Source organism: Brucella pseudogrignonensis, from assembly GCF_002252525.1.
Classification (GTDB): Bacteria; Pseudomonadota; Alphaproteobacteria; order Rhizobiales; family Rhizobiaceae; genus Brucella; species Brucella pseudogrignonensis.
On the sequence record NZ_NNRM01000052.1, the window covers coordinates 1 to 24,558 of the forward strand.

The following is a 24,558-nucleotide window of genomic DNA, read 5'->3' on the forward strand; positions in this document are numbered from 1 at the left end:
CCGCCGTATCCGCCATCGCCGCCGGTGCCCCCAGTAATATTGGCTGAAATATTTGCGGCAACCTGATCGGCAGGCAGGTAACCTTGCGTGGACGATGTAAAATACAGTCCGGCTCCACCACCACCACCGCCGCCGCCTGCACCACCACCGCCGCCGGTCCCATCCCAGTATGACGAAAAGGGGAAATATGCTGCTGAATAACCTATCCCGCCAACGGCACCATTTCCACCTGTGCCACCAACGCCTCCAACCATAGAGTTGGAAATATTGTGAATAAGTCCCGATGGGAGTGGCGATGGAGAGCCGCCACCTCCACCGCCGCCGCCACTTCCCCCGTCATGGCCGAAATTGCCCGGTGCCCAGATCCAGCCTTTTCCGACACCATCCGCACCCTTCGTACCATCGTGACCCGGGCTGTTATACGACCCACCCACACCTCCGCCCCGGGCATGTGGCCCGCTTCCACCATGCCCGCCGATACCACCGGATGCCGAGGTTGCGTTCTTTCCACCGCCTCCACCGCCTCCACCACCTGAATAAGAGGTGGCAGCGGCTCCAGAGCCCCCTGCCCGAGGAGGGCTGATTGCGTGCTGTCCCCCAGCTCCTCCCTGCCCCGAAACCTGCTGGGCTGACGTCGGGCTTGTTGACAAAATTAGACCGGAAAACGCCGCTACAATAGCGATCATGGCAAGAACGCACGGCATAGCGGTCGACGCCTTGAGTTCTTGCATTCTCAATTGAATATTGGGTGTTAAAGGAACAACGAAGTTTGCCTGTCCAAGATGGTGTTGAATATGAGTATTATTCTTCCCAAAAACAAAAACAGTCATTCCGCCGCCCCGAAATATATTCAAATCGGCATTTATGTTCTGATCTGTTTGCCTAAATCAGCAATAGCTTTAGGACCAATCGACATGCGGGTTCTATGAATCGACAATTCTGCAGTGTCAAAAGAAAATCCTCACCATCGCATAAGACGGTGAGGGTCAAACTTTCGACGGCAGTAAGGCCGAAGCATGACTTCAGCCACTACATTTCAGCAATTCCGATTAAGCAAATACCGTTGTAATCGCTTTTGCCGTTGCATCAACGACCTTATCGGCTTCTTCGCGTGTCAAGCAGAGTGGAGGTGCAAAGCCAAGGATATCGCCCTCCGGCATGGCGCGAGCAATGACGCCGTTGGCCAGAAGTGCCGTCGAAACCTGTGCACCGATCTTCAGCGAAGCGTCAAAGAATTTACGATCATCACGATCTTCGACAAACTCAACCGCCGTCATCAGACCTTCCCCGCGCACATCACCTACATGCTTGTGACCACCAATTGCGTCCTCAAGCGCCTTACGGAAATAGACACCAGTCGAGCCTGCGTTTTCAACAAGGTTCAGCTCATCAATTAACTTGAGATTGGCTATACCTGCAGCCGCACAGATCGGATGCGCTGAATATGTCCAGCCATGACCAATTGGCCCCATTTTATCCGATCCTTGCACCAAAACCTGCCACATACGATCGGAAACAATCGAACCCGAAAGCGGGGCATAGGCCGAGGTCAATCCTTTCGCGATAGTAATGAGATCCGGCTTCATTCCGTAATGATCAGAACCAAACACGCTACCAAGCCGGCCGAACCCTGTGACGACTTCGTCGGCAACAAGCAGGATATCATATCGATCCAAAACAGCTTGTATCTTTTGCCAGTAACCAGCGGGTGGTGGCACAATGCCGCCCGTGCCCAGAACTGGTTCGCCGATGAAGGCTGCAATTGTATCGGGTCCTTCAGCCAGGATCATCTCTTCAAGCTTGTCAGCACAATGTTGCGAAAACTGCTCTTCGCTCATAGAGCGATCCGCGCGACGGAAATAGTAAGGTGACTCTGTATGAAGGATCGGGGCACGCGGCAAGTCGAAGGCATTGTGGAAGGTTGCGAGGCCGGTCAGGCTACCTGTCATCACGCCTGAGCCATGATAGCCACGCCAACGCGAGATGATTTTCTTCTTTTCCGGACGACCAAGAATATTATTGTAGTACCAGATCAGTTTGATGTTTGTTTCGTTGGCATCCGAACCTGAGAGACCAAAATAAACACGGCTCATATGCGCAGGCGCACGATCTATAATCATTTTGGCGAGCGTGATCGATACTTCAGTGCCATGCCCCACATAAGCATGATAATAGGCAAGCTTACGCGCCTGTTCTGCAATCGCATCGGCGATTTCCGTGCGACCATAACCAACATTGACGCAATAGAGCCCCGCAAAGGCATCAAGACTTTTACGACCATTCACATCAGTGATGAAAACGCCTTCACCACCTTCCAATACGCGTATTGGAGTTTCACCACGAGCGTGCATTCCCATGTGTGTAGAAGGATGGAAAAAATGATCGCGATCCCAGGCAGTGAGTTCATTACTATTGTTCAACATGGTCATGTTCCTTTCTAATCGCCACGTTTTCACGCGGCGGTATCAATGCAGAGATATTTGAGTTCGGTGAAAGCCTCGATACCCTGATGAGAGCCTTCGCGACCGAGACCCGATTGTTTCCAGCCACCAAATGGGATCGGAGCGCCGGTAATTTTCGCGCGATTTATTGCGATCATTCCGTATTCCAGTGCGCGGCCCATGCGTAGCTGGCGTGCACCATTTGTGGTCACGACATAAGCGACGAGACCATATTGCGTTGCATTAGCGCGTGCGATCACCTCGTCTTCGTCATCAAAAACAGACATTGCCGCGACCGGGCCAAAAGTTTCCTCATGCATAATTGCAGCATCATCGGGCACCTTGGTCAGCAGTGTTGGTTCGAAGAACAGAGATTGTTTCTCAATACGGTTGCCACCAATTTCAATTTTGGCACCACGTTTGACTGCGTCGCGAACATGCGCTTCAATTTTGTCAACGGCCCGACTATGCATCATCGGGCCAATTTCGACATCCGCATCAAGACCGTTGCCCACCTTCAAAGAGTTTATGCGCGCGCCAAAGGCTTTAGTGAACGCTGGAAGAATACTTCGCTGGACAAAAATTCGGTTCGCCGCAAGACAATCCTGGCCAGATGTTGCAAATTTGGCAGCCATAGCAACATCGACCGCGCGCTCGATATCGGCATCATCAAAAACAATCAGAGGTGCATGGCCACCAAGCTCCATCACCAGACGCTTGAGAGTGGCTGCGCATTTTGCGGCGATGAGTTTTCCAATTTCCGTAGAGCCTGTGAAGCTTATTGCACGCACGCGTTCATCCCGACACAATGCGTCAACAATTGGCCCAGCTTTTCCTGTAATGACATTGAAAAGACCTGCTGGCATTCCGGCACGTTCCGCGAGCTCAGCCAATGCAAGCGCCGATAACGGTGTCTCTGACGAAGGATGCACTACAACCGGGCAACCTGCAGCAATAGCTGCTGCCGCTTTGCGAGTAATCATTGCATTTGGAAAATTCCACGGGGTCACCAACCCTACAACACCCAGTGCTTCTGGCCGCACCAGCATTTCGGCATTGCGCAAGTGGCTTGCTATGGCCTCACCATTAAGCCGTTTGCCTTCTTCGGCAAACCATTCGATGAACGCAGCACCATAGTCTATCTCACCACGGGATTCATTCAGCGGTTTGCCTTGCTCCAGTGTCATCAGCAAAGCGAGATCTTCGCGATTTGCCAAAATGAGCTCATACCACCGACGTAAGATCGCAGCCCGCTCTTGAGGCAATTTGTTGCGCCACTGCGGGAAAATCGCTTGAGCTGCATCAATAGCAAGATGGGTTTGAACTTCGTTTAAACTAGCCACTCGCGCCAGTCGCTTTCCCGTAGCTGGATCAGACAAAGCAAAAGTCTCGGCCTTATCGCCAGCAACCCAACGGCCGTTGACATAGCTCAATTCGCGAAAGAGATGTTTGTCCCGAAGCCTGTTAAGCCCGTCATGTTGTGTCGGATGATCCAGAACAGCATTCATTGTGCTTCTCCCAATTCGGGAAGAAACATCTCATATTTTGAGCCCATGTTCGGACCAAATGCGCATTCGGGAACAGTAGGATTGGTCTAAACTTTGTTGGTTAAACAGATCGTTTAGACTATTCGATATCGTCTGCGAGGATCGACAACGGCGTTCCAGTTCTCTCGTCTTTTACCAGCTTGGTCACAATGTAAGTGAAATAGCGCTCTATACCTATATTCTGGTCAAGAAGGCGATCGATGAGGCGTTGATATGCATCAACGTCACGCGCCATAATCATCAGGAAATAATCAACGCCCCCCCCGACAGACCAGCACGAAACAATCTCAGGAATGACCGTGATCGCGCGCTCGAACCGGTCAAAATCACTCTGACGATGATTGCCGAGCGTAATCTGCACCATGATATGCGCGATGGGAGCAATTTTGCGAAAAGCGATACGCGCATGATAGCCTGTGACAACACCCGCCTCTTCAAGCTTACGCAGCCGCAGCCAGCAAGGGGTTGGCGACAGTCCGACCTTTTCGGCCAAAGCAATCTTAGTGATCCGCGCATTTTCCTGCACAGCTTCGAGAATACGAAGATCAACAGCGTCTAGCTTGAGGGCGGATTTCATTCAACCGGTCCAATGTGAGTGCGTCTATGCTCCATTCTCATTGGCATGGTCGCCACCACCATTCAAGAGCAAGCCGTCGAAAGTCATTTCAGAGCTTAATTGTAATGATCCAATATAATTATTGACATGATCTATTTGGTCTACCAATCTTAGTCTCAACGATAAAAACAAGCATATGGGGAACGAGAACGCGGCCTTACGGTTTCGCAGAAGGTGTATCTTTGCGCCTAATTTCAGCTCGTTTACTGCGCGGCCAAAACTCAAGCGGCGCAACGTTTCTCCATTTTTTGCGATTGAGTGAGAGGCGGAAGACGTGTCTGAGAATGTTGGCCTTTTTGAAATAGAAAAAGCGCGCGAAAGGCTGCGAGGCCATATCGCACGAACGCCGCTTGTGCGCTCAGAAAGCCTGACCGAGCATTCAGGAGCCCCTGTGTTTCTCAAGCTTGAAAATCATCAGCAGACTGGCAGCTTCAAACTACGCGGTGCAACCAACGCCATTCTCACCATCGCACCAAATGAACGGCAGAATGGAGTTGTCACAGCATCTACCGGCAATCATGGGCGCGCACTTGCACATGCTGCATCTATTCAAGGCCTGACCACAACAATATGTCTGTCCTCCCTTGTTCCACACAACAAGATCGAGGCGATACGCGATCTGGGAGCTGACATCCGCATTATTGGCAAATCGCAGGATGATGCTATGGAGGAAGTCTCCCGCCTTGTATTAGAAGAAGGCATGAAGGCTGTTCCGCCTTTTGATGACCCTCGCGTGATCGCGGGTCAGGGCACCATCGGACTTGAAATAATAGATGATCTTTCAGATGTGGACACCGTCCTTATACCGCTTTCTGGCGGCGGCTTGGCGGCGGGCATCGCTGCAGCAATGAAAGCAAAGCGCCCACGGACCCGCATCATTGGCATCTCAATGAAGCGAGGGGCAGCGATGAATGCAAGCCTTAAAGCGGGCAAGCCAATTAACGTCGAAGAGCTGGATACGCTGGCGGATTCTCTTGGCGGAGGCATCGGGATTAACAACCGCTGGACCTTTACGATGTGCAGGGCGTTGCTGGACGACGTAATCCTTCTCGATGAAGAAGAAATCGCTGCAGGTGTAAGGCATTCCGCATTGCAAGAGGGGCAAATCATTGAGGGAGCCGCAGCGGTTGGTATAGGCGCCTTGGTTAGCGGCAAAATTCGACCTGCCGGACAAACAGCCATCATTATATCTGGAGGCAACATCGATCCAGAGCAACACCGCGCAATCATGAACAACCAATATCTGAGGGCTGGCTGATGGCCGAAATGAGAATCCTGACCGAAGCCGATCTTCGAGAGATCATATCTCTTGATCTTGAAAGCATTGCTTGCGTGGAAGATGCGTTTCGTGCGCTTGCAGATGGCGACGTCAGTATGCCGCCTATCCTACGTCTCGACATTCCTGCTCAACGTGGGGAAGTAGACGTCAAAACCGCTTATATTCCGGGCTTAGACAGCTTTGCCATTAAGATAAGCCCCGGCTTTTTTAATAATCCATCAATCGGCCTTCCATCCACAAACGGGCTGATGATCCAGTTTTCCGCCAAGACAGGATTGATTGAAGCGCTTTTGCTCGACAACGGATATCTGACCGATATACGCACGGCTGCAGCAGGCGCAGTTGCCGCAAAATATCTCGCCCGAGAGAATGCACATATTGCAACGATTTTTGGTGCAGGGATGCAGGCGAAACTCCAGTTGCAGGCGCTTGCTCTGGTGCGCCCCATCACCGAAGCGCGCATCTGGGCGCGCGATCCAGAGAAAGCAGCACGTACCGCGCAAGAGCTTATGGATACGCTCGGCTTTTTCGTTACGGCTAAATCGGATGCCAAAGATGCCTGTCAAGGTGCAGATATCATCGTAACAACCACACCGTCTCAAACACCGATCCTTTTGGCTGAGTGGCTGGAGGAAGGGCAGCACGTCACGGCGATGGGCTCAGATGCTGAACATAAAAACGAGCTCGACCCTGCGATTTTCAAGCTCCCAATAATCTATGTCGCGGATAGCACAAACCAGACCAGCAGACTTGGGGAACTCCATCACGCCATAAGTGCCGGTACTGTCAAATCCGAAGCCAATCTCTTGGAACTAGGCCAGATCATTCTTGATCCTGGTACAGCAAAACGCGAGCCTAATGCCATTACTGTTTGTGACCTGACTGGAACTGGCGTTCAGGACACCGCCATTGCCCGCCTCGCTACACAACGCGCCATCCTTGTCGATGTCGGTGCAAAGATTGATTCAAGCAAAAACGCAGGAGCCAGCCAATGAGTGTGGAACTCAATTTCAGCCGCGGGGAATACGACGAGCGAATTGCCAAAACCCGGCGCGCTATGGAGAAGGCAGGCTTTGACGTCATTATCGTCACCGATCCGTCCAACATGCATTGGCTGACCGGATATGATGGCTGGTCGTTCTACGTCCACCAATGCGTTGTGCTTGCCATGGACGGTGAGCCACTCTGGTATGGGCGCGGTCAGGACGGCAACGGCGCAAAGCGCACTGCCTGGATCAGCCATGATAGTATTATCGGCTACCCCGATCATTATGTGCAGTCGCTGGAACGACACCCAATGGATTTGCTTGCGTCCATTCTTGAAGACAGGGGTTGGGGTAAAAAAACCATCGCAGTCGAATTCGATAATTATTGGTACACCGCTGCCGCCCACCATGCACTGCAAAAACATTTGCCGAACGCTCATTTCAAAGACGCGCAGGGTCTTGTGAACTGGCAACGCGCAATCAAAAGCCCGACCGAAATCGACTATATGCGTAAGGCCGGTCGTATAGTTGAAGTAATGCATCAGCGAATTGTCGAAAAGATCGAACCGGGTATGCGCAAATGTGATCTGGTCGCAGAAATCTATGACGCCGGAACTCGTGGCGTTGATGGATTTGGCGGCGATTATCCCGCAATCGTTCCCCTTTTGCCATCAGGCGCTGACGCCTCTGCACCCCACCTTACCTGGAACGATCTACCTATGAAATCGGGCGAAGGCACATTCTTCGAGATCGCAGGTTGCTTCAAGCGATATCACTGCCCGCTCTCCCGAACAGTCTTTCTCGGTAAGCCCACCCAGGCATTTCTTGATGCGGAAAAAGCAACATTGGAGGGCATGGAAGCGGGCCTTTTAGCGGCACGCCCGGGCAACACATGCGAAGACATCGCTAACGGATTTTTTGCCGTATTAAAAAAATATGGGATCATCAAAGACAACCGTACCGGCTATTCGATCGGGCTTTCTTATCCACCCGATTGGGGCGAACGTACAATGAGCCTGCGTCCCGGTGACCGCACGGAACTCAAACCCGGCATGACATTCCACTTCATGACAGGTCTTTGGCTTGAGACAATGGGTCTCGAAATAACAGAAAGCATTGTGATTACAGAAACAGGTGTCGAATGTCTTTCTAACGTACCACGCAAGCTGGTTGTAAAGGATTAGGGTGCCATGATGATGCACGCATCCCCTCCGTCCCGACCCTCACCTATTACACTGAGTGTTGATCTTAATCGCGACGGTGTGCAGCACGGTCACTTACGTCTGCCGTGGTCTAGAGATGATTCAGCCTGGGGATCATTAATGCTTCCCATCTGTGTGATCCGCAATGGTGATGGCCCGACCGCGCTTTTGACAGGAGGCAATCATGGTGACGAGTATGAAGGTCCAGTTGCACTTTTTGATCTCGCTTCCAGTCTAAAGCCTGAGCAGATTACCGGTCGCATTATCATTGTACCGGCGATGAACTATCCGGCATTTATAGCTGGTACACGTACATCGCCTATAGATAAGGGTAATCTCAATCGCAGCTTTCCGGGGCGTCCGGATGGTTCGGTTACGGAAAAAATTGCTGACTATTTTACCCGCTATCTATTGCCCACCGCAGACATCGTAATGGATTTTCACTCGGGCGGTCGGACATTGGATTTTCTACCCTATGCAGCAGCACATGCCTTGCCAGATAAGGCTCAGGAAGCGCGCTGCTTTGCCGCCGTCAAAGCTTTTTCAGCACCCTTTTCTATGCAGATGATTGAGATCGATGCAGTTGGAATGTACGACACTACAGCTGAAGAAGCAGGCAAAGTCTTTGTTACGACTGAGCTTTCTGGTGGTGGCACGATCTCAGCCTATACGGCGACAATCGCCAAACGTGGTATTCGCAATCTTTTGCGCCATGCAGGAATTATGGAAGGCGAAGTCGAGCTATCGCCGACCACCTGGCTTGATATGCCATCGCAGGAATGTTTTGGTTTTGCAGATACGGATGGGCTTTTAGAGCCTTTAGTTGATTTAGGTGCTGAGCTTCGTAAAGGTGATGTTATCGCCCGCGTCCATTCGGTGACGCGTACGGGAGCAGTACCACAGGAATATCGTGCGGCCCTCGATGGTATCCTTGCCGCCCGCCACTTTCCAGGTCTTATCAAGATGGGCGATTGCCTCTCAGTTATCGCGACCATAAGCGGAGAGCCCGCTTCCGGATAAGAAGATAATTACCATCCAATTGACAAGCCGGAACAAAAATCAACCGGCATTCATAAAGAGGAGTGAACACAATGCGTATTAAACTCACTGAAATCTCTACCCTGCTTGCGACTGTAGTTGTCGTTGTAATGGCTCTCCCGTCACAGGCAACCACGATTGATGACTTGAAAAGCGCGGGCTTTGTTCGCGGGGCAACCGCAAACGAAGTTCCTTACGGATATATGGATGCCAGCGGCGCTGCTAAGGGTATCGGTCCGGATGTTGCCGCAGCAGTTTTTAAGAAACTTGGTATTGAGGAAATTGATTGGACAGTAACCCCATTTGGTTCGCTTATTCCGGGGTTAAAGGCCAAACGCTTTGAATTTGTGGGAGCGGAGCAGAACGTCCTGCCGGATCGCTGCAAGCAGGTCCAGTTTACTGTCGCAAATTCAAGCTATGGCGAGGGCCTTCTGGTTCCCAAAGGCAACCCGAAAAACATCCATTCCTATGACGACATCAAGAAAGACCCATCGCTGAAGGTTGCCATTGTTTCGGGTGCCGATCAGATCGACTTTCTGCATGGTATGGGCATTGATGAATCCCAGATCGTTATGATCCAAGGCAATGCCGACGCACCATCAACGGTTCAAACCGGCCGTGCTGATGCCTATGCAGCCACTGAATTGACCGTAGCAAAGCTCGTGGAAAACTCGCCGGAGCTTGAACAGGCGCACCCGTTTACCGATCCAGTTGTGGATGGAAAATCCGCGCGCAGTTTTGGAGCATTCAGCTTCCGCCCGGAAGACAAAGAATTCTATGAAGCGTTCAACACGGCGCTGATCGAATTTAAAAAAACTGACGACTACGAGAAAATTCTGATGACATATGGGCTTAGCGAAGAAAGCGTTGAAGCCGCGCGCACCGTCGATACAGCAAGCCTCTGCAACGCAAAGTAATGTTTTTGCTGTCTGCCAGGCTTGAGAACGGCTTGGCAGACTTCATCTCATCTTAGACGGGAGAGGACCATATGCACTGGACGGAATATCTTCCCGCCCTGTTCAAAGGGGCTCAAATCACAATTGTCCTCGCGCTAAGTTCGATGGCCATAGGTACTATACTCGCATTTGCTGCTGGCATTGCCCGGTTTGCCGGTGGGCCGATCCTTTCTACAGTTGCCATCATATATATCGAGATTTTTCGCGGTACGTCGCTGCTCGTACAATTGTTCTGGCTCTATTACGCGCTTCCTTTGGTGGGCATTTCTTTCGACCCTATCACCACTGGTATCATGGGGCTTGGGCTGAACATCGGAGCTTATGGCGCGGAAGTGGTGCGTGGAGCACTTCAGGCAGTACCGGAGGCGCAGCATGAAGCAGCGCGCGCATTAAACTTCGGCAAAACCCACACGCTGTTTCACATCGTTTTACCTCAGGCCATCGTTGAAATGATGCCTGCTTTTGGCAATCTCGCTATTCACAATCTCAAAGACACGGCTCTTGCTTCACTCATTGCGATAAGCGATCTCACCTTCCAAGCTCAACGTCTGCGTAATCTGACACTTGATAATGTCACGATTTATTCTCTGACGCTGCTTGGCTACTTCGCTATGGCACTCGTTCTTGCCACAGCCATTCGCTGGCTCGAAAGGCACCTTCGTCGCAAAACGATGGCCGGAGGTTTCGCATGATTTACGGATACGCCTGGGACACTTCGTCTACACTCTCTTTTGCTATTTCCATTCTGCCCATTCTGGCGGTTGGCCTGACGGTAACGCTTAAGGCAGCTGCCACTGGTTTTGCCATCGCGCTAGTGCTTGGTCTTGTTTTTGCGCTTTTGCGGCGCAGCCCATACAAGATCATTTCCTGGCCAACAGTGGTTGTAGTGGAATTTCTGCGTGACACACCGCTGCTAGTTCAATTGTTCTTTCTCTATTACGTGCTGCCCGTGTACGGTATCGTGTTACCTGCATTCCTCACCGGTGCTTTAGCACTCGGTTTACAGTATTCAGCTTATACATCTGAGGTCTATCGCAGCGGTATAGAAGCAATTCCGCGTGGCCAGTGGGAAGCAGCGCGTGCGTTAAACCTCACGCCCTGGCGCACCTATCGGGATATTATTGTTCCGCAGGCCATCCCGCGCATTATGCCTGCAATGGGAAATTACCTCGTCTCCATGCTCAAAGAGACGCCGGTTTTATCGGTTGTCAGCATTGTGGATATGCTCAACCTAGCCAATCTGATTGGTGATCGAACCTTCGAATATCTGGTTCCACTATCCATGGTCGGCCTGATCTTCCTAGTGCTGACACTCATCTGTTCAGCTCTAATCCGTCTGCTCGAACGCACACTTCCAAAGAACGGGATTGCTCTTAAATGACCAAGGAAATTATCCGCTTTAAGGACGTAACGAAACGCTTTGGTGCGCTGACCGTGCTTGATCGCTTCAATTTCTCGGTCAAAACGGGCGAGAAAGTCACGCTGATTGGGCCATCCGGTTCCGGGAAGTCGACAGTGCTTCGAATTTTGATGACGCTCGAGCCATTTCAGGAAGGCAGCTTAGAGCTTTCTGGGGAGCCCTATCATGAACCCAGCGGTAAAGGACATTTTAAGGCAAGTGAAACGCATTTGCGCAAGATCAGATCCCATGTCGGGATGGTCTTCCAAAGCTTCAATCTTTTCCCGCATATGTCTGTTCTCAGAAACATCATAGAAGCCCCTATACATGTACTGGGCATGAAACGTGGAGAAGCTGAGGCCCGTGCCCTTGAACTCTTATCGCTTGTTGGCCTCACCGATAAAAAGGACCATTATCCGTCTCAGCTCTCTGGCGGTCAGCAGCAACGTGTGGCAATTGCCCGTTCACTTGCAATGCGACCACGCGTTCTTCTCTTCGATGAACCGACCTCCGCGCTTGATCCTCAGCTTGTGGGCGAAGTGTTATCCGTTATTCGCAGCCTCGCAAAAGAACATGATCTGACTATGCTTCTAGTCACCCACGAGATGCGATTTGCACGCGAAGTATCAGATCGAGTGTGTTTCTTCGATAAAGGGCGAATTTGCGAGGAAGGCACGCCCGAAAAGATTTTCCAGGCGCCAAGTGAAGCACGAACCAAAGAGTTTTTGCAATCAGTACTCTGATCTCAGGCGATTGAACTCACGTCATAAACCGGCGGCAACTGTGCGAATGTCTCGCGAATTGTCTCAAGCGCCATCTGCAAGGCGGACTGTGAAAGCCTTCCGCCAAGGCAGATACGGATACCACCATTGCCCCGTTCTGCACCGGCAACAAATGGATCGGACGGTGTCACTGCGACACCTTTGCTGGCCAAGGCCCGGACTAATCCATCCTCAGACCAGTTACGTGGAATCTGCAACCAGGCACATAGCGACAGCGGATTGCTTCCAATGACATGCGTTCCGAGAATGTCGCTTACCAGAGACTGTCTCAGGCGCAGTTCATTCCGCTGGATTTCTAGCAGTTGTGTTGCGGTGCCATCTTCAATCCAGCGACTGGCCATTTCTGCAACCAGATTAACGCCGCTCCAACTCGTCACACGCAGGATCGACGTTACTCGGATAGAGTAATTTGCCGGAACAACCAGATAGCCTGTACGCAATCCCGTCATCACTGTCTTGGTGAAACTGGTGACGAAAAAGCCAAGCTCTGGCAATAATTCTGGCATTGATGGCAATCGCTCCTCAAGGATAGGCTTATAGACTTCGTCCTCGATGACAAAAACACCGTATCGGCGAGCGATATCAGCCACTGTGATACGTCTTTCTGCGCTCATCAGATGACTGGTCGGATTCCCAAGTGTTGGAATGATTACCAGCGCTTTCACATCACCCGCTTTACATGCGGTTTCTAGGGCTTCAGGTAATATACCCTCTCGATCAGTTGGAAGACCGCGCAGCGTAAAACCCAGCACATTGGCCATACCGATGATACCGTGATCAGTTAGGTTTTCTGTCAGAACTACTTCGCCGGGCTGCACCACAGCAGCGACGGCGAGGAAAAGCCCATGTGCTGCGCCATTCGTGATAATCACTCGACCGGGATCAACGTCGACCGATAAGCCACGCAGCCATTCACAAGCCACATTGCGATGGAGATCGAGACCAGCAATTGGACGACAGGGCCGCATGAAGCTCGCATTATCTGTCTGGCTCATCTCTTCAAAAAGTTTTCGAGAAGCGCGCTCATGAGCGCCCATATAGACAGCGCGTATGATAGAAAGATCAGCTGTACCGCTTGGATCGCGATCAAGCATGAAGCGATCAGCCCGTTCTGTCACACGATTACAAACATAGGTGCCGCGTCCAACTTCGCCGCGCAAGTAACCACGTCGCTCAGCCTCTTTATAGCTGATACTCACTGTCTGAACGGACAACCCGAGCCTATGTGCCAAATCGCGATGCGTTGGCATCTGCGTCTCGGGTTTAAGCACACCTTTTTCAATATCTTCCACGATCTTGTCTGTTAGGAGGCGATGCTTGGTCGAACCTTTGCGCAATTCCAGAACAGGTTGCCATACATCGAAGGTCACAGGATCATTACAAGACATTGATTGTCCTATTTATAGGAACTCCACCCATGACAATTTACCCTTCTATCAATGCGATTTGAAGGGATTAATTCATCAGGACAGAGATTAATCGATACTCTTTTCAGACAATACAAATGAAGTCGGCTGGACTTCAGCTTCAATCAAACTCTTTCTTAATTTTATCATGTGCGGTCACAGCATTGCGGAATCGTTCGATACTGAAGTCTCCTACGGGGGTATTTGAGCCGCCTTGTAAAATCATCTCCGACAAAACGACACCAACTCCCGGTGCGATCTGAAAGCCGTGGCCGCAACAACCGAAGGCGTGAAATAGGCCTGGTGTTGTAGCACTTGGGCCAATTATAGGGATCATGTCTGGTAAGTAACCCTCCATGCCAGACCACACCCGAATGATCTGCGCATTTCTCAGAATAGGTGCTACTTCGGCAAGGTTCTGCATCCCAGCTAAAGTTTTATGTGGCGGCACCACTGTACGCTGATTTTTGAGATCACTCGCCGTGCGCGGATACCCCGCAACAATGACATTGCCACGCGATATTTGTCGGAAAATCACATTGCCAGCCACAGCTTGCACAGATGGCCGAATGAAGTATGGAAGCGGCTCTGTTACGAATTGCGGTGGCCCCGCAGAAAAGAGCGGCGTTTCCTCGCCAAATTGCAGTGCAACGGCCCCTCCCCACGCTCCAGCAGCATTCACCAACTGCTCTGAACGAAACATGCCGTGTTCACGCGTTTCTATTACAAAGCCGCCAGGTGCAGGCTTTGTATCGAGCACCTCGCAATTCTCAATCAGCTCGGCACCATAAGCTTTTGCAGCACGCATAACTGCTGGCGTTGCTAGACGTGGATTGGCCGTTGCATCGCGAGCTGAATAAGTACCAGCAACGATATTCTTGCTTAGATAGGGAAAACGCTTGCGTATCTCCGCCCCGTCAACATCCTCGATATCGAGCCCAAAATTGCGAGAATTTATCGCATAAGCTTCAAGTTTACTAACGTCCTCGTCATTATATGCGAGGTAGATGTGGCCTGAGCGGTCATACTCACATGTATCACCAGTCAGGTGATCAAGCTGCTCCCACAGCTCCTGCGAACGCATTGATAATGGGTATTGCCGAACATCGCGGCCCTGAAGGCGGAGGTTGCCGAAGTTTGCGCCGCTGGACTGAGCGCCCACAAATGCTTTTTCCAGTACCGTAACGCGATGGCCAGCACGCGCTAAAAAGAAAGCAGTAAATGCACCGTTTAAACCGCCGCCAATGATAAGCGTTTGCGTTTCTTTGGGTGACGTCATGTTGAGCTAACCAGAGTGGCAGCAGCAACATTCAATGGTTTGACGGGCGCTTGCGCACGTAACCGACCAACTTCTTCGATCTTAAGACCAGTCGCCTGAGACGTAATTTCAGCAAGAGCCAAACCACAGAATCGTCCTTGGCAGCGACCCATCCCGCAACGGGTGATAGCCTTCACGCGGTTTACCTCGACGGGACCAACTTGTTGGGTGATGCTTTTGCGGATTTCACCAGCTGAAACACCTTCGCAACGGCAGACAACAGTATCGTCACCAATTACCGATACCTTATCACTCGGCCAGCGAAAAATTTTGGCAAGGTTACGCTGAAATGAACGATATCGAGCCACGGCACACGCTGCTTGAAGCTTCTTTTGGCGCAAAGCCATTCGTTGTTCATGCCGCAATTCTATGTTTGCCTGTGCCGCGATATCCTCGAGCATTGCAAAGGCAGCAAGCCTTCCACTTTGAATGGCGCAGTCGGCGCCCCCAATTGAAGCGCCATCACCTGCCAGATAGACACCTTTGCCTCCGCGACCATCGTTATCTGTCACAGGTAACCACTGACGAAAATCCGGATCAAACTCAAATTGGCAGCCTGCTAATTCTGCAAGCTGTGTTTCGGCACGCAGTCCATAACCAAGAGCAACTGCATCGCAGGAAAGACTAAAGCGTTTGCCTTTCCGATCACGAAAACTTAGACCTTCAACACTTGTGGTACCTTTAATCTCATCGAGAGAGACGCCGCTGTAAACCGGAATACACGCACGTTTCAGCTCAGCCATATAGCGCGCGCCCTGAAATGCGGTCTTGAAGCTGTGTCGAAGCCCAGCCAGCCCCTTAAGCTTGCTACAGAGCGGTGTCGTATCCAGCACGACAATATTCTTTGCACCCAGACGATGATATTGCAGTGCCGCGAGAAGTAGCAAAGGCGAACTTCCTGCAAAAATTACTTTTCGGCCAATAAAACTGCCCTGATCTTTCAACGCAACCTGAGAGCCTCCGAGAGAGTAAACGCCGGGTAAGGTCCAACCTTTTGTCGGAATGATCTTGTCTGTTGCACCGGTGGCAATGATGACGTGCGAATAGGCCAGTTCATCCACTTGGCCAGCACTCTCCACAAAAGCTGTGCCTTCATATAGAGACCACACTGTGGTCAGCGGGCGATAGTCTATTTGTCCTATCAGCCTATTGGCCTGAATATGGAAATTCAGGTATTTTTCCTCTTCATTGCGAAAGAGTTTCTGCGGATCAAATTGCATTTGGGCATTGAGCCTGCGTAACCCTTGCCCGCCGGGAAACGGTGCCTCGCTCAATAAAGTTGGTTCGATTGGTTGACCGATAAGCGCAGCGTTCTCAATCAGTGTTTGTGCAGCACTAATACCCGCCGGTCCCGATCCGATAATAAGAGGACGTATCATTGCTGTCCCCACGCTTCAAAAGCACTCAGCAACTCCATACCTTGGCGCAGCACGGTTGAGCACGAACGCAAACGCTTGCCTTCAACTGTCCAAACCCAGCAATCCTGACAAGCAGCCATTAAACAGAACCCTGCACGCGGCATTCCGTCGAACTCAGAATATCGCAAAACCTTGCCACTTTGCAGAAGTGCCGCGAGAACTGACTGCCCCTCAAACCCCTGAAATTCAACTCCGTCAAAAGTAAACGTCAGCGGGCTCCCTAGTGACGCGACTGCGGCAACAAGCTGCCCTTTTCCAAGAGTGGCATTCATCGGGCTTCCCATTAAGTATTGCAATGCAATATTTGCTATTTTAATGCAAACATTCCGTACCGCGTCAATTCTGTCAACAGTGTTTTTGGGGACTGCGACAGAGTGGGATAGTGTTTAGACTTTTGATAAAAGTCGTAGCCTTGTCTCAGGCTTTGGAAATTGTCCTTGAAGCTGCAATTACATAAGGGCTGAAACGCGACACGATATCTTTACGCGAGTATCGAGCCAAAGATGCTGCAATGTTGATCGCCGCAATAGGTCGTCCATCCGGTCCGGTGATCGCCGAGGCAATTGATCCATCGCCGTGATAGACCTGTTCGAAGGCCGTCGCATAACCATCTTCGCGGAAGCGACGAATATCATTCATGATCGATTTTGGATCGGTGATCGTATTGGCATTATAACTACGAAAGTGTGTCTGATCGAGAATCGCCTGTGCTTCGCTTTCCGGCAAACGCGACAGAATAGCCAAACCGGGTGCTGTGCAATAAGCAGGCATACGCGTCCCGATAATGACGTCTGTATTCAGCACATGGCGGCTCAGAAAACGCGAAACGAACACAATTTCGGTGCCATCGGGCACGGTTAAATTAATCGTCTCTTCAGTTTCTTTACTCAGATGCTGCAGATAAGGCATCGCACGATCTATCAGCTTGTTCGCTCGAACGTAATGAAAACCCAAATCCAGCGTCTTCGCAGTCAACTCGAACTGACGCGTGATTGGGTCTTTAGCGAGAAAACCAAGCTTCATCAGCGTATGCGTAAAGCGCTGCGCAGCGCTCATATCTAGATCGGTCAAGCTGACAATCTGAGAAAGACTCAGTGTGGACTGGTCAGAATTAAAAGCTCCCAATACACGGAATGCTTTTTCAACCGAACGCACCATGAGCGCATCGCCGCGACCTGAAGCTTCACCGCCAATATCTGCCAAATCTTCCGACGATCTCAACTGTTTTTCTTTTGTCAAATTCAATGGTTCTTTCATTATCGCGCCTTGCATTAAGGAGAGCTTTGCCCTCTGAACCGTTGCCCGCGTAGGCGGCCCATCTCCAAATTTTTACCTGTTTATACATCATCAGATCAGCCTTGAAACGGTCGAGCAATTCTCCCGTCTCATCACGGGTTTTCCATAAATTAGTAAAACGGCCTTGACAAACTGCAATTGCAATATTCAAAATACAATAACAATTATTGCATTACAATAGTAAGTGGGAACACATTGATGTCTGAGTTCATCCTCACCTCTCTCAAAAATTCGGTTCTAACGATCACTTTGAACCGACCGGAAGTGATGAATGCCTGGAACACTGCGATGCGCGATCAGCTGATCAAGGCATTTCAGGCCGCGGAAGATAACGCTGAAGTTAAGGCCGTCATTCTGACCGGCGCTGGCAATCGCGCATTCGGAGCGGGTCAGGACCTAAATGAAACCAAGACATTCGACGCAGATCGTGCAGAAGTCTGGATGGGGGAATGGGAACGCCTCTACACACGGATCAGAACCCTATCCAAGCCTATCATTGCTGCACTTAACGGTGTCGCAGCGGGATCGGCTTTTCAGGTGGCTCTTCTCTGCGATATTCGTATCGCACATGCTGATGTCCGTATCGGCCAGCCGGAAATCAATTCCGGCATTCCAACCACGACCGGCTCTTGGATTATGCGGGAAATGATCGGCTTTGCCCGCACTGTCGATCTGGTTTTAACGGGACGTCTGCTTGATTCCGACGAGGCGCACCGCATCGGCCTCATCAACACCATTGTTCCACAGGATCAGGTTCACGCTGCAGCTCAATCACTTGGTGAAGAATTGGCTGCCAAGCCACCAGTGGCCATGCGCCTCAATCGCCAGCGTTTCTATGAAATGACCGAAGCGGGCCTACAGGATGCACTTTCTTCTGGTGTTCGCATTCAGCGCGAAGCCTATGCGACAGGGGAACCTGCTCGCATGATGGAAGCCTTCTTTGCTGCACGTAAGGCGCGAAAAGCTTCATAACTTAACGCCGTCAAACATTGCGGGATGGGTACCGCCTGTCCCGCACCATAAGATCGGCAAACCGATCATAATCAAAACTGCTCAAGGCAGGGGAACCCACTCAAAACATCAGAACGGTTTTGAAACAATAATAAAGGGAGCACCATGACTACGAAATCGTCTTTCACGCTAACCCGCCGCACGCTGCTTGCAGGTGCGAGTGCGGTACTCGCAACACCCGCTATTCTGCGCCCCGCACTGGCTCAGACAACACTCACCCTGGCTGACCCAGGCGGCCCTTTCAATAGCGCGTTTCGCAAAGCGTTTTACGATCCATTTGAAAAAGAAACTGGCATCAAGATCGTCAATGTCGCCCGTGAAGCGGAGCCGACAGCGCAGTTCAAGTCGATTGTTGAAACAAAAAGCTACATATGGGATTTGAGTACCCTAACGCTTTCAGCACGTAAGATTCTTTCGGAATCCGGACTTCTGGAACCAACCGGCATCACCAAAGATCAAGTACCTGATATTATGCCGGAGGCAGTTTTTGATGACTTCCTCGGCATCACAATCTATTGCCATATTTTTGCAACCCGCACTGACCTGCTAAAAGACAATATTCCGCAAAATTGGGCCGACTACTGGAATGTCGAGAAATTCCCTGGTCGTCGTTCCTTGCGCAAAAATCCAATCGACACATTGGAACAGGCTCTCCTTGCCGATGGTGTGCCGCTCGCTGAGCTTTATCCGCTGGACGTAGACCGCGCTTTTGCGAGCCTTGATAAGATTAAGGACCACATCTCGGTCTGGTGGACTGGCGGCGCACAATCAACACAACTGCTCCAGAGCGGTGAAGTTTCGATGATCAGCGGCTGGAATGCTCGATTACAATCAGCCATCGATGGCAATGTGCCCGCAGAGATTCACTGGGACCAGGGACTTTACTCCATTGAAGGTTGGGCCATTCCTAAAGGTAACCCGCGCGCGGATCAGGCACGCGAATTCATTAAGTTCTGCTCGCGCGCCGAACAGCAGGCCTTGTTCACCGAAGAACTCGCCTATGGCCCTACGAACAAGAAAGCCTACGACTTTATTCCAGCTGAGCGCGCTAAAATTCTGCCAACTGCGCCACAGAACATTAGCAAGATGCGTCTTGCCGATGAGGATTGGTGGAGCGCAAATCGTGCAGAGATGACCGAGCGGTTCAACAGCTGGCTGCTGTTTTAAAGCCCGTCAGCTTATGCGGCCAGATAGGCACATCGATTTGCTTTTGCACCATAAGTAAGAGTAGCGGCCAGTGCCTGTCTGATCCCTTCCCCTACTTCCATATACTAAATTGCGCTGTTTGCAGCGCATCAGGGCTTCAACATGAATGCAGTGACATCACAACAAACTCCAAAGATGCTGATAAAAGGGTTGGGCAAAGAGTATGGCAGCGTTACCGCGCTTGAACCTAGCAATCTGACTGTTAACACTGGTGAGTTCGTCACCCTTCTCGGCCCCTCCGGTTCTGGAAAAACAACGCTTTTACAGATGATCTCTGGTTTGGTAGACCCCACTCATGGTGAGCTTTGGGTCGACGGAAAAAACTACACACATACCGCTGTAAACAAGCGTGACATGGGATTGGTTTTCCAACATTACGCGCTGTTTCCTCATATGACAGTCAGCGAAAACATCGCCTTTCCATTAAAAATGCGCGGCACCTCAAGCACGGAAGTAAGCGCGCGCGTTACCGAAACACTGGCCAAGGTGCAGCTCGAAAAATTCGCATCACGCTTTCCGCGCGAGCTTTCAGGTGGGCAGCAACAGCGTGTTGCGCTTGCCCGATGCTTTGTTTATCGCCCGCAAATCATTTTGATGGATGAGCCGCTCGGCGCGCTGGACAAAAACCTGCGCGAGCATATGCAGTTTGAAATCAAACGCCTGCATCGTGAATTCGGTACTACAGTCATTTACGTGACGCATGATCAGGAAGAGGCACTTGTTCTCTCGGATCGCATCTGCCTTATGAACCACGCCAAAATCGAACAGCTTGGAACACCACGCGAGATCTATAGCGAACCAACAAGTGTGTTTGCTGCAAAGTTCATCGGCATGTCCAATATCCTTGACGGCAAAATCGTTGAGCAGTCTGGTGATTCCGCGCTTGTCGAAACGCAACACGGACGGTTCCCAGTTCTGAACAGGAACAAGTTGCCGGTCGGTAGCGTGGCGCATATTGTTTTGCGCCCCGAACAGATGAAACAGGGAAGCAGTGAAAGTGCCTATGTCAGCAATATCAACGGCACCGTTTCCGAAGTGGTTTATGTTGGTTCGGACACGCGTTTCCTCGTGACACTGAGGGATGGGGCGACTCTGATCGTTCTCCACGATGGTACAAGTACCATGCCTGCCGTCGGTGATCCGATTACCTATCATTGGTCAAACCAACAGGCGGCGTTGGTGGCATGAATATAGCAACAAATACTTCACGCACTCTGTTCCTGAGATCAGGCCCGTTCAGGTTTGGTCCTTTGTGGCTCGCGCTACCCGCGATTGCCTTTCTTTGCATTTTTTTTCTTGTGCCGGTGTTTCGGCTCTTGGCATTGAGCGTACAAGATGCAGACGGCAGTCTGACGACCCTGCATTATGCCAAACTGGTCGATAGAGAAGTTTACTGGCGCATTCTGAGTATCACATTCCGTATAGCAGCACTGACTGCTTTCTTCTCGCTCCTTTTGGGATACCCTCTCGCTTATTGGTTGTCTGGCCTCAAAGAAAGCCGCCGCAATCAGATGCTCCTTCTGGTCCTTGTCCCATTCTGGACCAGCTACCTCGTCAAGACATTTTCTTGGATGCTACTTCTTGGCAATGATGGCATTCTAAACCGTCTACTCAGTGGTGCAGGTCTCATAAGCGGACCTCTACCGCTGATGTATAATGAGTTTGGCGTCATTGTCGGCATGGTTCATGCCATGATGCCGCTCGCCGTTCTCACAATGATGCCTGTTATGGCGGGCATTGATCGCAGGCTTGGCCAAGCAGCAGGAACTCTTGGAGCAGGTAATTCACATCGCTTTTGGATGGTCTATTTCCCCTTGTCTATTCCGGGTATGGCCGCAGGTGGTTTGCTCACCTTCATTACATCACTCGGCTTCTTTATCGTTCCGGCATTCCTGGGTGGTCGTCAACAGACAATGTTGGCACAGTTGATCATCGTACAAGTGCAGGAATTGGTAAATTGGGCATGTGCAGGTGTACTTGCTACCATGTTGCTTGTTACAGCCATGCTTGCATGCTGGATTTATAACCATCTCTTTGGTTTGTCTTCACTTTCATCAGGTGCAGGAACCCGTGATGCATCGTCGGATGGAATTTTGCGTCGCTGGGGACTTGTTTTTCTCGAAAAGCTTGCAAGTGTAACGGCGATCTTCAGCGATCATCTACCATCACGTCTGCGCGTTCTGCCGACTTATGTGACCGCTGTTTTGGTGTTCTTGATTGCTCCGACACTGCTGGTTATCCCGATTGCCTTTACTAGTTCTAACTTTCTAGAGTTCCCACCACCCGGCTATAGTCTTCGCTGGTTCGAGACCTACTTCAATTCTCCGATCTGGACTTCCGCCACTATACGATCATTTGGCGTTGCCTTCGTTACGGCTATCCTTGCGACGCTCATTGGCGGATTTGCGGCACTTGCTGTTGCGCGCTCGCGGTCACGCTGGAGTGGATTGATCTTCGCCTTCATGCTTGCACCAATGATTGTTCCGCGGATCGTTATAGCAGTCGGCCTCTTCTATCTTTTCGCCCAAATCGGGCTGGTGGCGACTAATGCAGGATTGGTAATCGGCCACACTGTCCTCTCTATTCCTTTCACCTTTGTCGCAATTGCAGCGGTTTTAAAGAGTTATGACTGGCGACTTGACCAAGCAGCTCAGTCGCTGGGTGCCGGTCGCTTCCAGACCTTACGTCTCATCACAGTTCCACTGATCAGTGGTGGCATTGTTTCAGCGTTTCTGTTTGCTTTTGTCACGTCCTTTGACGAACTCACAATTGCGATCTTCGTAAGTGGTGGGCTGAAATCAACGCTGCCAAAACAGATGTGGGATGACATGATCCTCCAGCTCAACCCAACATTGGCTGCAGTATCAGTTGTGGTTCTGACTATTGTCACGGTGATCCTGCTGCTCGCTGATAAACTGAAGCGGAGCTGAGCTTTCTAAATTTCGAAACATCCTCCCAAATTCTTTCTCGGCTGTTGGCCTTCTTTATGAGGCCGACAGCCTGTGACGAGATAATCCAGATTTACAGGTTTAGAGACCATGCTGACCTCCCATACTTATGTCGACCTTCTGCTTGAAAAAGCGGCAAAAACACCTGAACAACTTTTTGCACGACACCCGACCGGCGACATCAGCTTTGCAAAGCTCGAAAACGCCTCAGCAATCTTCGCTCAAAAACTGCGTGACAGCGGCATCAAGCCAAAGGACCGTGTGGCAGTGATGATGCGCAACAGCCCAGCTGCTTTAGCGATGATCTATGCGATAACCCGCTCGGGCGCATCCTGGGTGCCGGTCAACACGGCACTTAAAGGGGCTGGGCTCGAATACATTGTTAGCCATAGTCAGCCTGCACTGATTATTGCCGACAGCGAGTATTGCCCAATTATCACCGAGTGCGGTGCTTCGAATTTACCGAGCGTCGTAGAAATTGATAATCAAGCAATGCCAGATTTAGATGCCGCAGTACAGTTCGTGGCAAAACTGCCTACTGCCGACGATGTCGCTGCAATTATGTACACGTCGGGTACAACTGGCCCTGCAAAGGGCGTGTTGGTGACACACAGAATGTTGCGGTTAGCAGCAGAAGCTGTAGCAGTTTGTTCAGACGCTAAGGATCAAGACAATTTTTACATGTGGGAGCCATTCTTCCACATTGGTGGTGCTCAGGTTTTACTTCTGCCATTGGTGCGCAATGTCACCCTCACCATCTCCGATCGTTTTAGTGCAAGCCGCTTTTGGGATGAACTGCGACAGGCGGGATCGACGCATATCCACCATCTCGGTGGCATAGTTCAAATCCTTTTGAAACAACCAGTATCGGAGAAAGATCGCGATCATAACGTGCGGATTGCATGGGGTGGTGGTTGTGCCATCGAAGTATGGCGCGCATTCGAAGAACGCTTCGGTGTGCAAATCCGTGAGTGTTACGGCATGACCGAAGCCTCGAGCCTTACCACATTCAATGATAGGGGTGTTGTTGGTTCAGTCGGGCGCACAGTTCCATGGTTTACAGTCAAACTCATTGACAAGCATGGTGCGATCGTCAGACAGGGGAAAGGTGAAATCGTCGTCAACACTTCCATCGATGGCGCTATTTTTCCCGGCTATTACCGCAACCCCGGAGCAACTGCCAAGGCATTGCGCGCCGAAGGCTTTTTTACCGGTGATCTGGGATCATGGGATGAAGATGGCAACCTTTTCTTCCACGGGCGCATGACCGATAGTGTGCGTTGCAAAGGCGAAAATGTTTCCGCTTGGGAAGTCGAGCATGTGGTCGCTGATCATCCAGATGTAGAAGACTGCGCGATGATCGGCGTTGCAGCCGAGATCGGTGAGCAGGATATCAAGCTTTTTGTCCAGCTAAAGAGCGGAAGCATCCCTGATGCCCATGAGTTAAACGACTGGCTGAAAAGCCGTCTCGCACATTATCAGCTGCCCCGTTACATCGCATTCGTCAGTTCGTTCGAACGAACACCCAGCCAACGCATCATGAAACACAAGTTGCCAAACGACGGCGTCGACGTCTGGGATAGACTCAATCAATAAAAGGGAGGAACACCACCATGGCTTCACCACTTGAGAAACCGAAGACCGACATTCTGATTTCCGGCACGGGTGCCTTTTCGGGCCGCATTGCGTTAGACCTTGCCACTACATCT

The 24,558-nt window shown here is 51.0% G+C and carries 22 protein-coding genes and 1 pseudogene; 13 read left to right on the plus strand and 10 right to left on the minus strand.

All coding sequences use genetic code 11. The features are described 5' to 3' along the window. The 4 genes and pseudogenes from CEV34_RS27250 to CEV34_RS24780 all read right to left on the minus strand — a co-directional run. A pseudogene (locus tag CEV34_RS27250) lies at nt 1-704 on the minus strand (hypothetical protein); the annotation flags it as partial. A 345-nt stretch (nt 705-1,049) separates the two neighbouring features. Continuing rightward, entirely contained in the window at nt 1,050-2,423 is a 1,374-nt protein-coding gene (locus CEV34_RS24770; protein WP_007879972.1) for an aspartate aminotransferase family protein, read from the minus strand. A 29-nt stretch (nt 2,424-2,452) separates the two neighbouring features. Then, a complete protein-coding gene (locus CEV34_RS24775) occupies nt 2,453-3,949 on the minus strand; it encodes an NAD-dependent succinate-semialdehyde dehydrogenase (protein ID WP_007879974.1) in 1,497 nt (498 codons plus the stop codon). A gap of 118 nt (nt 3,950-4,067) precedes the next feature. Beyond that, nucleotides 4,068-4,565 carry an Lrp/AsnC family transcriptional regulator gene (locus CEV34_RS24780; RefSeq protein WP_094544740.1) on the minus strand — a complete coding sequence of 166 codons (498 nt, stop codon included), beginning with the start codon at nt 4,563-4,565 and terminating at the stop codon, nt 4,068-4,070. A gap of 313 nt (nt 4,566-4,878) precedes the next feature. Here CEV34_RS24780 and eutB point away from each other — a divergent pair, with 313 nt between their 5' ends. The 8 genes from eutB (at nt 4,879) to ehuA (ending at nt 12,207) form a co-directional block, all read left to right on the plus strand. Further along, nucleotides 4,879-5,862 (plus strand): hydroxyectoine utilization dehydratase EutB, encoded by a 984-nt coding sequence (eutB, locus tag CEV34_RS24785; RefSeq protein ID WP_007879979.1) that lies wholly within the window; start codon nt 4,879-4,881, stop codon nt 5,860-5,862. After that, nucleotides 5,862-6,878 (plus strand): cyclodeaminase, encoded by a 1,017-nt coding sequence (locus CEV34_RS24790; RefSeq protein ID WP_007879980.1) that lies wholly within the window; start codon nt 5,862-5,864, stop codon nt 6,876-6,878. The genes eutB and CEV34_RS24790 overlap by 1 nt, the downstream gene beginning before the upstream one ends. Beyond that, nucleotides 6,875-8,053, plus strand: a complete 1,179-nt coding sequence (gene doeA / locus CEV34_RS24795) for an ectoine hydrolase DoeA (RefSeq protein ID WP_007879982.1) — start codon at nt 6,875-6,877, stop codon at nt 8,051-8,053. The genes CEV34_RS24790 and doeA overlap by 4 nt, the downstream gene beginning before the upstream one ends. 9 nt (nt 8,054-8,062) lie before the next feature. After that, entirely contained in the window at nt 8,063-9,091 is a 1,029-nt protein-coding gene (gene doeB, locus CEV34_RS24800) for a N(2)-acetyl-L-2,4-diaminobutanoate deacetylase DoeB (protein WP_039860961.1), read from the plus strand. Nucleotides 9,092-9,162: 71 nt separating this feature from the next. Next, the gene (ehuB, locus tag CEV34_RS24805) at nt 9,163-10,026 is read left to right on the plus strand and encodes an ectoine/hydroxyectoine ABC transporter substrate-binding protein EhuB (RefSeq protein ID WP_007879986.1); all 864 of its coding nucleotides are present in this window, start codon (nt 9,163-9,165) and stop codon (nt 10,024-10,026) included. Between the two features lie 71 nt (nt 10,027-10,097). Beyond that, entirely contained in the window at nt 10,098-10,757 is a 660-nt protein-coding gene (gene ehuC / locus CEV34_RS24810; RefSeq protein ID WP_007879990.1) for an ectoine/hydroxyectoine ABC transporter permease subunit EhuC, read from the plus strand. Beyond that, nucleotides 10,754-11,446: an ectoine/hydroxyectoine ABC transporter permease subunit EhuD gene (gene ehuD / locus CEV34_RS24815; RefSeq protein WP_007879992.1), complete on the plus strand. Its 693-nt coding sequence runs from the start codon at nt 10,754-10,756 to the stop codon at nt 11,444-11,446. The genes ehuC and ehuD overlap by 4 nt, the downstream gene beginning before the upstream one ends. Further along, entirely contained in the window at nt 11,443-12,207 is a 765-nt protein-coding gene (gene ehuA / locus CEV34_RS24820) for an ectoine/hydroxyectoine ABC transporter ATP-binding protein EhuA (protein WP_007879993.1), read from the plus strand. The genes ehuD and ehuA overlap by 4 nt, the downstream gene beginning before the upstream one ends. Nucleotides 12,208-12,209: 2 nt before the next feature. Here the strand turns inward: ehuA and ehuR are convergent, their stop codons facing one another. The 6 genes from ehuR to CEV34_RS27185 form a co-directional block, all read right to left on the minus strand. Continuing rightward, on the minus strand, nt 12,210-13,634 hold the full coding sequence (ehuR, locus tag CEV34_RS24825) for a MocR-like ectoine utilization transcription factor EhuR (RefSeq protein ID WP_007879994.1): 1,425 nt from the start codon (nt 13,632-13,634) through the stop codon (nt 12,210-12,212). Nucleotides 13,635-13,773: 139 nt separating this feature from the next. Continuing rightward, nucleotides 13,774-14,931, minus strand: coding sequence for an NAD(P)/FAD-dependent oxidoreductase (locus CEV34_RS24830; RefSeq protein ID WP_007879995.1), 1,158 nt, complete (start codon nt 14,929-14,931; stop codon nt 13,774-13,776). Continuing rightward, a complete protein-coding gene (locus CEV34_RS24835; protein ID WP_007879996.1) occupies nt 14,928-16,349 on the minus strand; it encodes an FAD/NAD(P)-dependent oxidoreductase in 1,422 nt (473 codons plus the stop codon). The genes CEV34_RS24830 and CEV34_RS24835 overlap by 4 nt, the downstream gene beginning before the upstream one ends. Next, nucleotides 16,346-16,660 (minus strand): (2Fe-2S)-binding protein, encoded by a 315-nt coding sequence (locus tag CEV34_RS24840; RefSeq protein WP_007879998.1) that lies wholly within the window; start codon nt 16,658-16,660, stop codon nt 16,346-16,348. The genes CEV34_RS24835 and CEV34_RS24840 overlap by 4 nt, the downstream gene beginning before the upstream one ends. A gap of 145 nt (nt 16,661-16,805) precedes the next feature. After that, nucleotides 16,806-17,591 carry an IclR family transcriptional regulator gene (locus CEV34_RS24845; protein ID WP_039860964.1) on the minus strand — a complete coding sequence of 262 codons (786 nt, stop codon included), beginning with the start codon at nt 17,589-17,591 and terminating at the stop codon, nt 16,806-16,808. Next, nucleotides 17,572-17,835 carry a hypothetical protein gene (locus CEV34_RS27185; protein WP_171379739.1) on the minus strand — a complete coding sequence of 88 codons (264 nt, stop codon included), beginning with the start codon at nt 17,833-17,835 and terminating at the stop codon, nt 17,572-17,574. The genes CEV34_RS24845 and CEV34_RS27185 overlap by 20 nt, the downstream gene beginning before the upstream one ends. A gap of 47 nt (nt 17,836-17,882) precedes the next feature. Between CEV34_RS27185 and CEV34_RS24850 the strand changes: the two genes are divergently transcribed. The 5 genes from CEV34_RS24850 (at nt 17,883) to CEV34_RS24870 (ending at nt 24,445) form a co-directional block, all read left to right on the plus strand. Further along, nucleotides 17,883-18,656 carry an enoyl-CoA hydratase/isomerase family protein gene (locus CEV34_RS24850; protein WP_007880010.1) on the plus strand — a complete coding sequence of 258 codons (774 nt, stop codon included), beginning with the start codon at nt 17,883-17,885 and terminating at the stop codon, nt 18,654-18,656. A gap of 144 nt (nt 18,657-18,800) precedes the next feature. Beyond that, nucleotides 18,801-19,862: an ABC transporter substrate-binding protein gene (locus CEV34_RS24855; RefSeq protein ID WP_007880012.1), complete on the plus strand. Its 1,062-nt coding sequence runs from the start codon at nt 18,801-18,803 to the stop codon at nt 19,860-19,862. Nucleotides 19,863-20,003: 141 nt separating this feature from the next. Continuing rightward, nucleotides 20,004-21,089 (plus strand): ABC transporter ATP-binding protein, encoded by a 1,086-nt coding sequence (locus CEV34_RS24860; RefSeq protein WP_039860956.1) that lies wholly within the window; start codon nt 20,004-20,006, stop codon nt 21,087-21,089. Nucleotides 21,090-21,223: 134 nt separating this feature from the next. Continuing rightward, nucleotides 21,224-22,831 (plus strand): ABC transporter permease subunit, encoded by a 1,608-nt coding sequence (locus CEV34_RS24865; protein ID WP_235819180.1) that lies wholly within the window; start codon nt 21,224-21,226, stop codon nt 22,829-22,831. Nucleotides 22,832-22,939: 108 nt separating this feature from the next. Further along, the gene (locus CEV34_RS24870) at nt 22,940-24,445 is read left to right on the plus strand and encodes an AMP-binding protein (protein ID WP_007880020.1); all 1,506 of its coding nucleotides are present in this window, start codon (nt 22,940-22,942) and stop codon (nt 24,443-24,445) included. Nucleotides 24,446-24,558 lie beyond the last annotated feature (113 nt).

Bases quoted from the DNA above. Each gene is read 5' to 3' on its own strand.
- CEV34_RS24770 (WP_007879972.1), bottom strand. From the start codon at position 2,423: ATGTTGAACAATAGTAATGAACTCACTGCCTGGGATCGCGATCATTTT.
- CEV34_RS24775 (WP_007879974.1), bottom strand. From the start codon at position 3,949: ATGAATGCTGTTCTGGATCATCCGACACAACATGACGGGCTTAACAGG.
- CEV34_RS24780 (WP_094544740.1), bottom strand. From the start codon at position 4,565: ATGAAATCCGCCCTCAAGCTAGACGCTGTTGATCTTCGTATTCTCGAA.
- CEV34_RS24790 (WP_007879980.1), top strand. From the start codon at position 5,862: ATGGCCGAAATGAGAATCCTGACCGAAGCCGATCTTCGAGAGATCATA.
- doeA (WP_007879982.1), top strand. From the start codon at position 6,875: ATGAGTGTGGAACTCAATTTCAGCCGCGGGGAATACGACGAGCGAATT.
- doeB (WP_039860961.1), top strand. From the start codon at position 8,063: ATGATGCACGCATCCCCTCCGTCCCGACCCTCACCTATTACACTGAGT.
- ehuB (WP_007879986.1), top strand. From the start codon at position 9,163: ATGCGTATTAAACTCACTGAAATCTCTACCCTGCTTGCGACTGTAGTT.
- ehuC (WP_007879990.1), top strand. From the start codon at position 10,098: ATGCACTGGACGGAATATCTTCCCGCCCTGTTCAAAGGGGCTCAAATC.
- ehuD (WP_007879992.1), top strand. From the start codon at position 10,754: ATGATTTACGGATACGCCTGGGACACTTCGTCTACACTCTCTTTTGCT.
- ehuA (WP_007879993.1), top strand. From the start codon at position 11,443: ATGACCAAGGAAATTATCCGCTTTAAGGACGTAACGAAACGCTTTGGT.
- ehuR (WP_007879994.1), bottom strand. From the start codon at position 13,634: ATGTCTTGTAATGATCCTGTGACCTTCGATGTATGGCAACCTGTTCTG.
- CEV34_RS24830 (WP_007879995.1), bottom strand. From the start codon at position 14,931: ATGACGTCACCCAAAGAAACGCAAACGCTTATCATTGGCGGCGGTTTA.
- CEV34_RS24835 (WP_007879996.1), bottom strand. From the start codon at position 16,349: ATGATACGTCCTCTTATTATCGGATCGGGACCGGCGGGTATTAGTGCT.
- CEV34_RS24840 (WP_007879998.1), bottom strand. From the start codon at position 16,660: ATGAATGCCACTCTTGGAAAAGGGCAGCTTGTTGCCGCAGTCGCGTCA.
- CEV34_RS24850 (WP_007880010.1), top strand. From the start codon at position 17,883: ATGTCTGAGTTCATCCTCACCTCTCTCAAAAATTCGGTTCTAACGATC.
- CEV34_RS24855 (WP_007880012.1), top strand. From the start codon at position 18,801: ATGACTACGAAATCGTCTTTCACGCTAACCCGCCGCACGCTGCTTGCA.
- CEV34_RS24860 (WP_039860956.1), top strand. From the start codon at position 20,004: ATGAATGCAGTGACATCACAACAAACTCCAAAGATGCTGATAAAAGGG.
- CEV34_RS24870 (WP_007880020.1), top strand. From the start codon at position 22,940: ATGCTGACCTCCCATACTTATGTCGACCTTCTGCTTGAAAAAGCGGCA.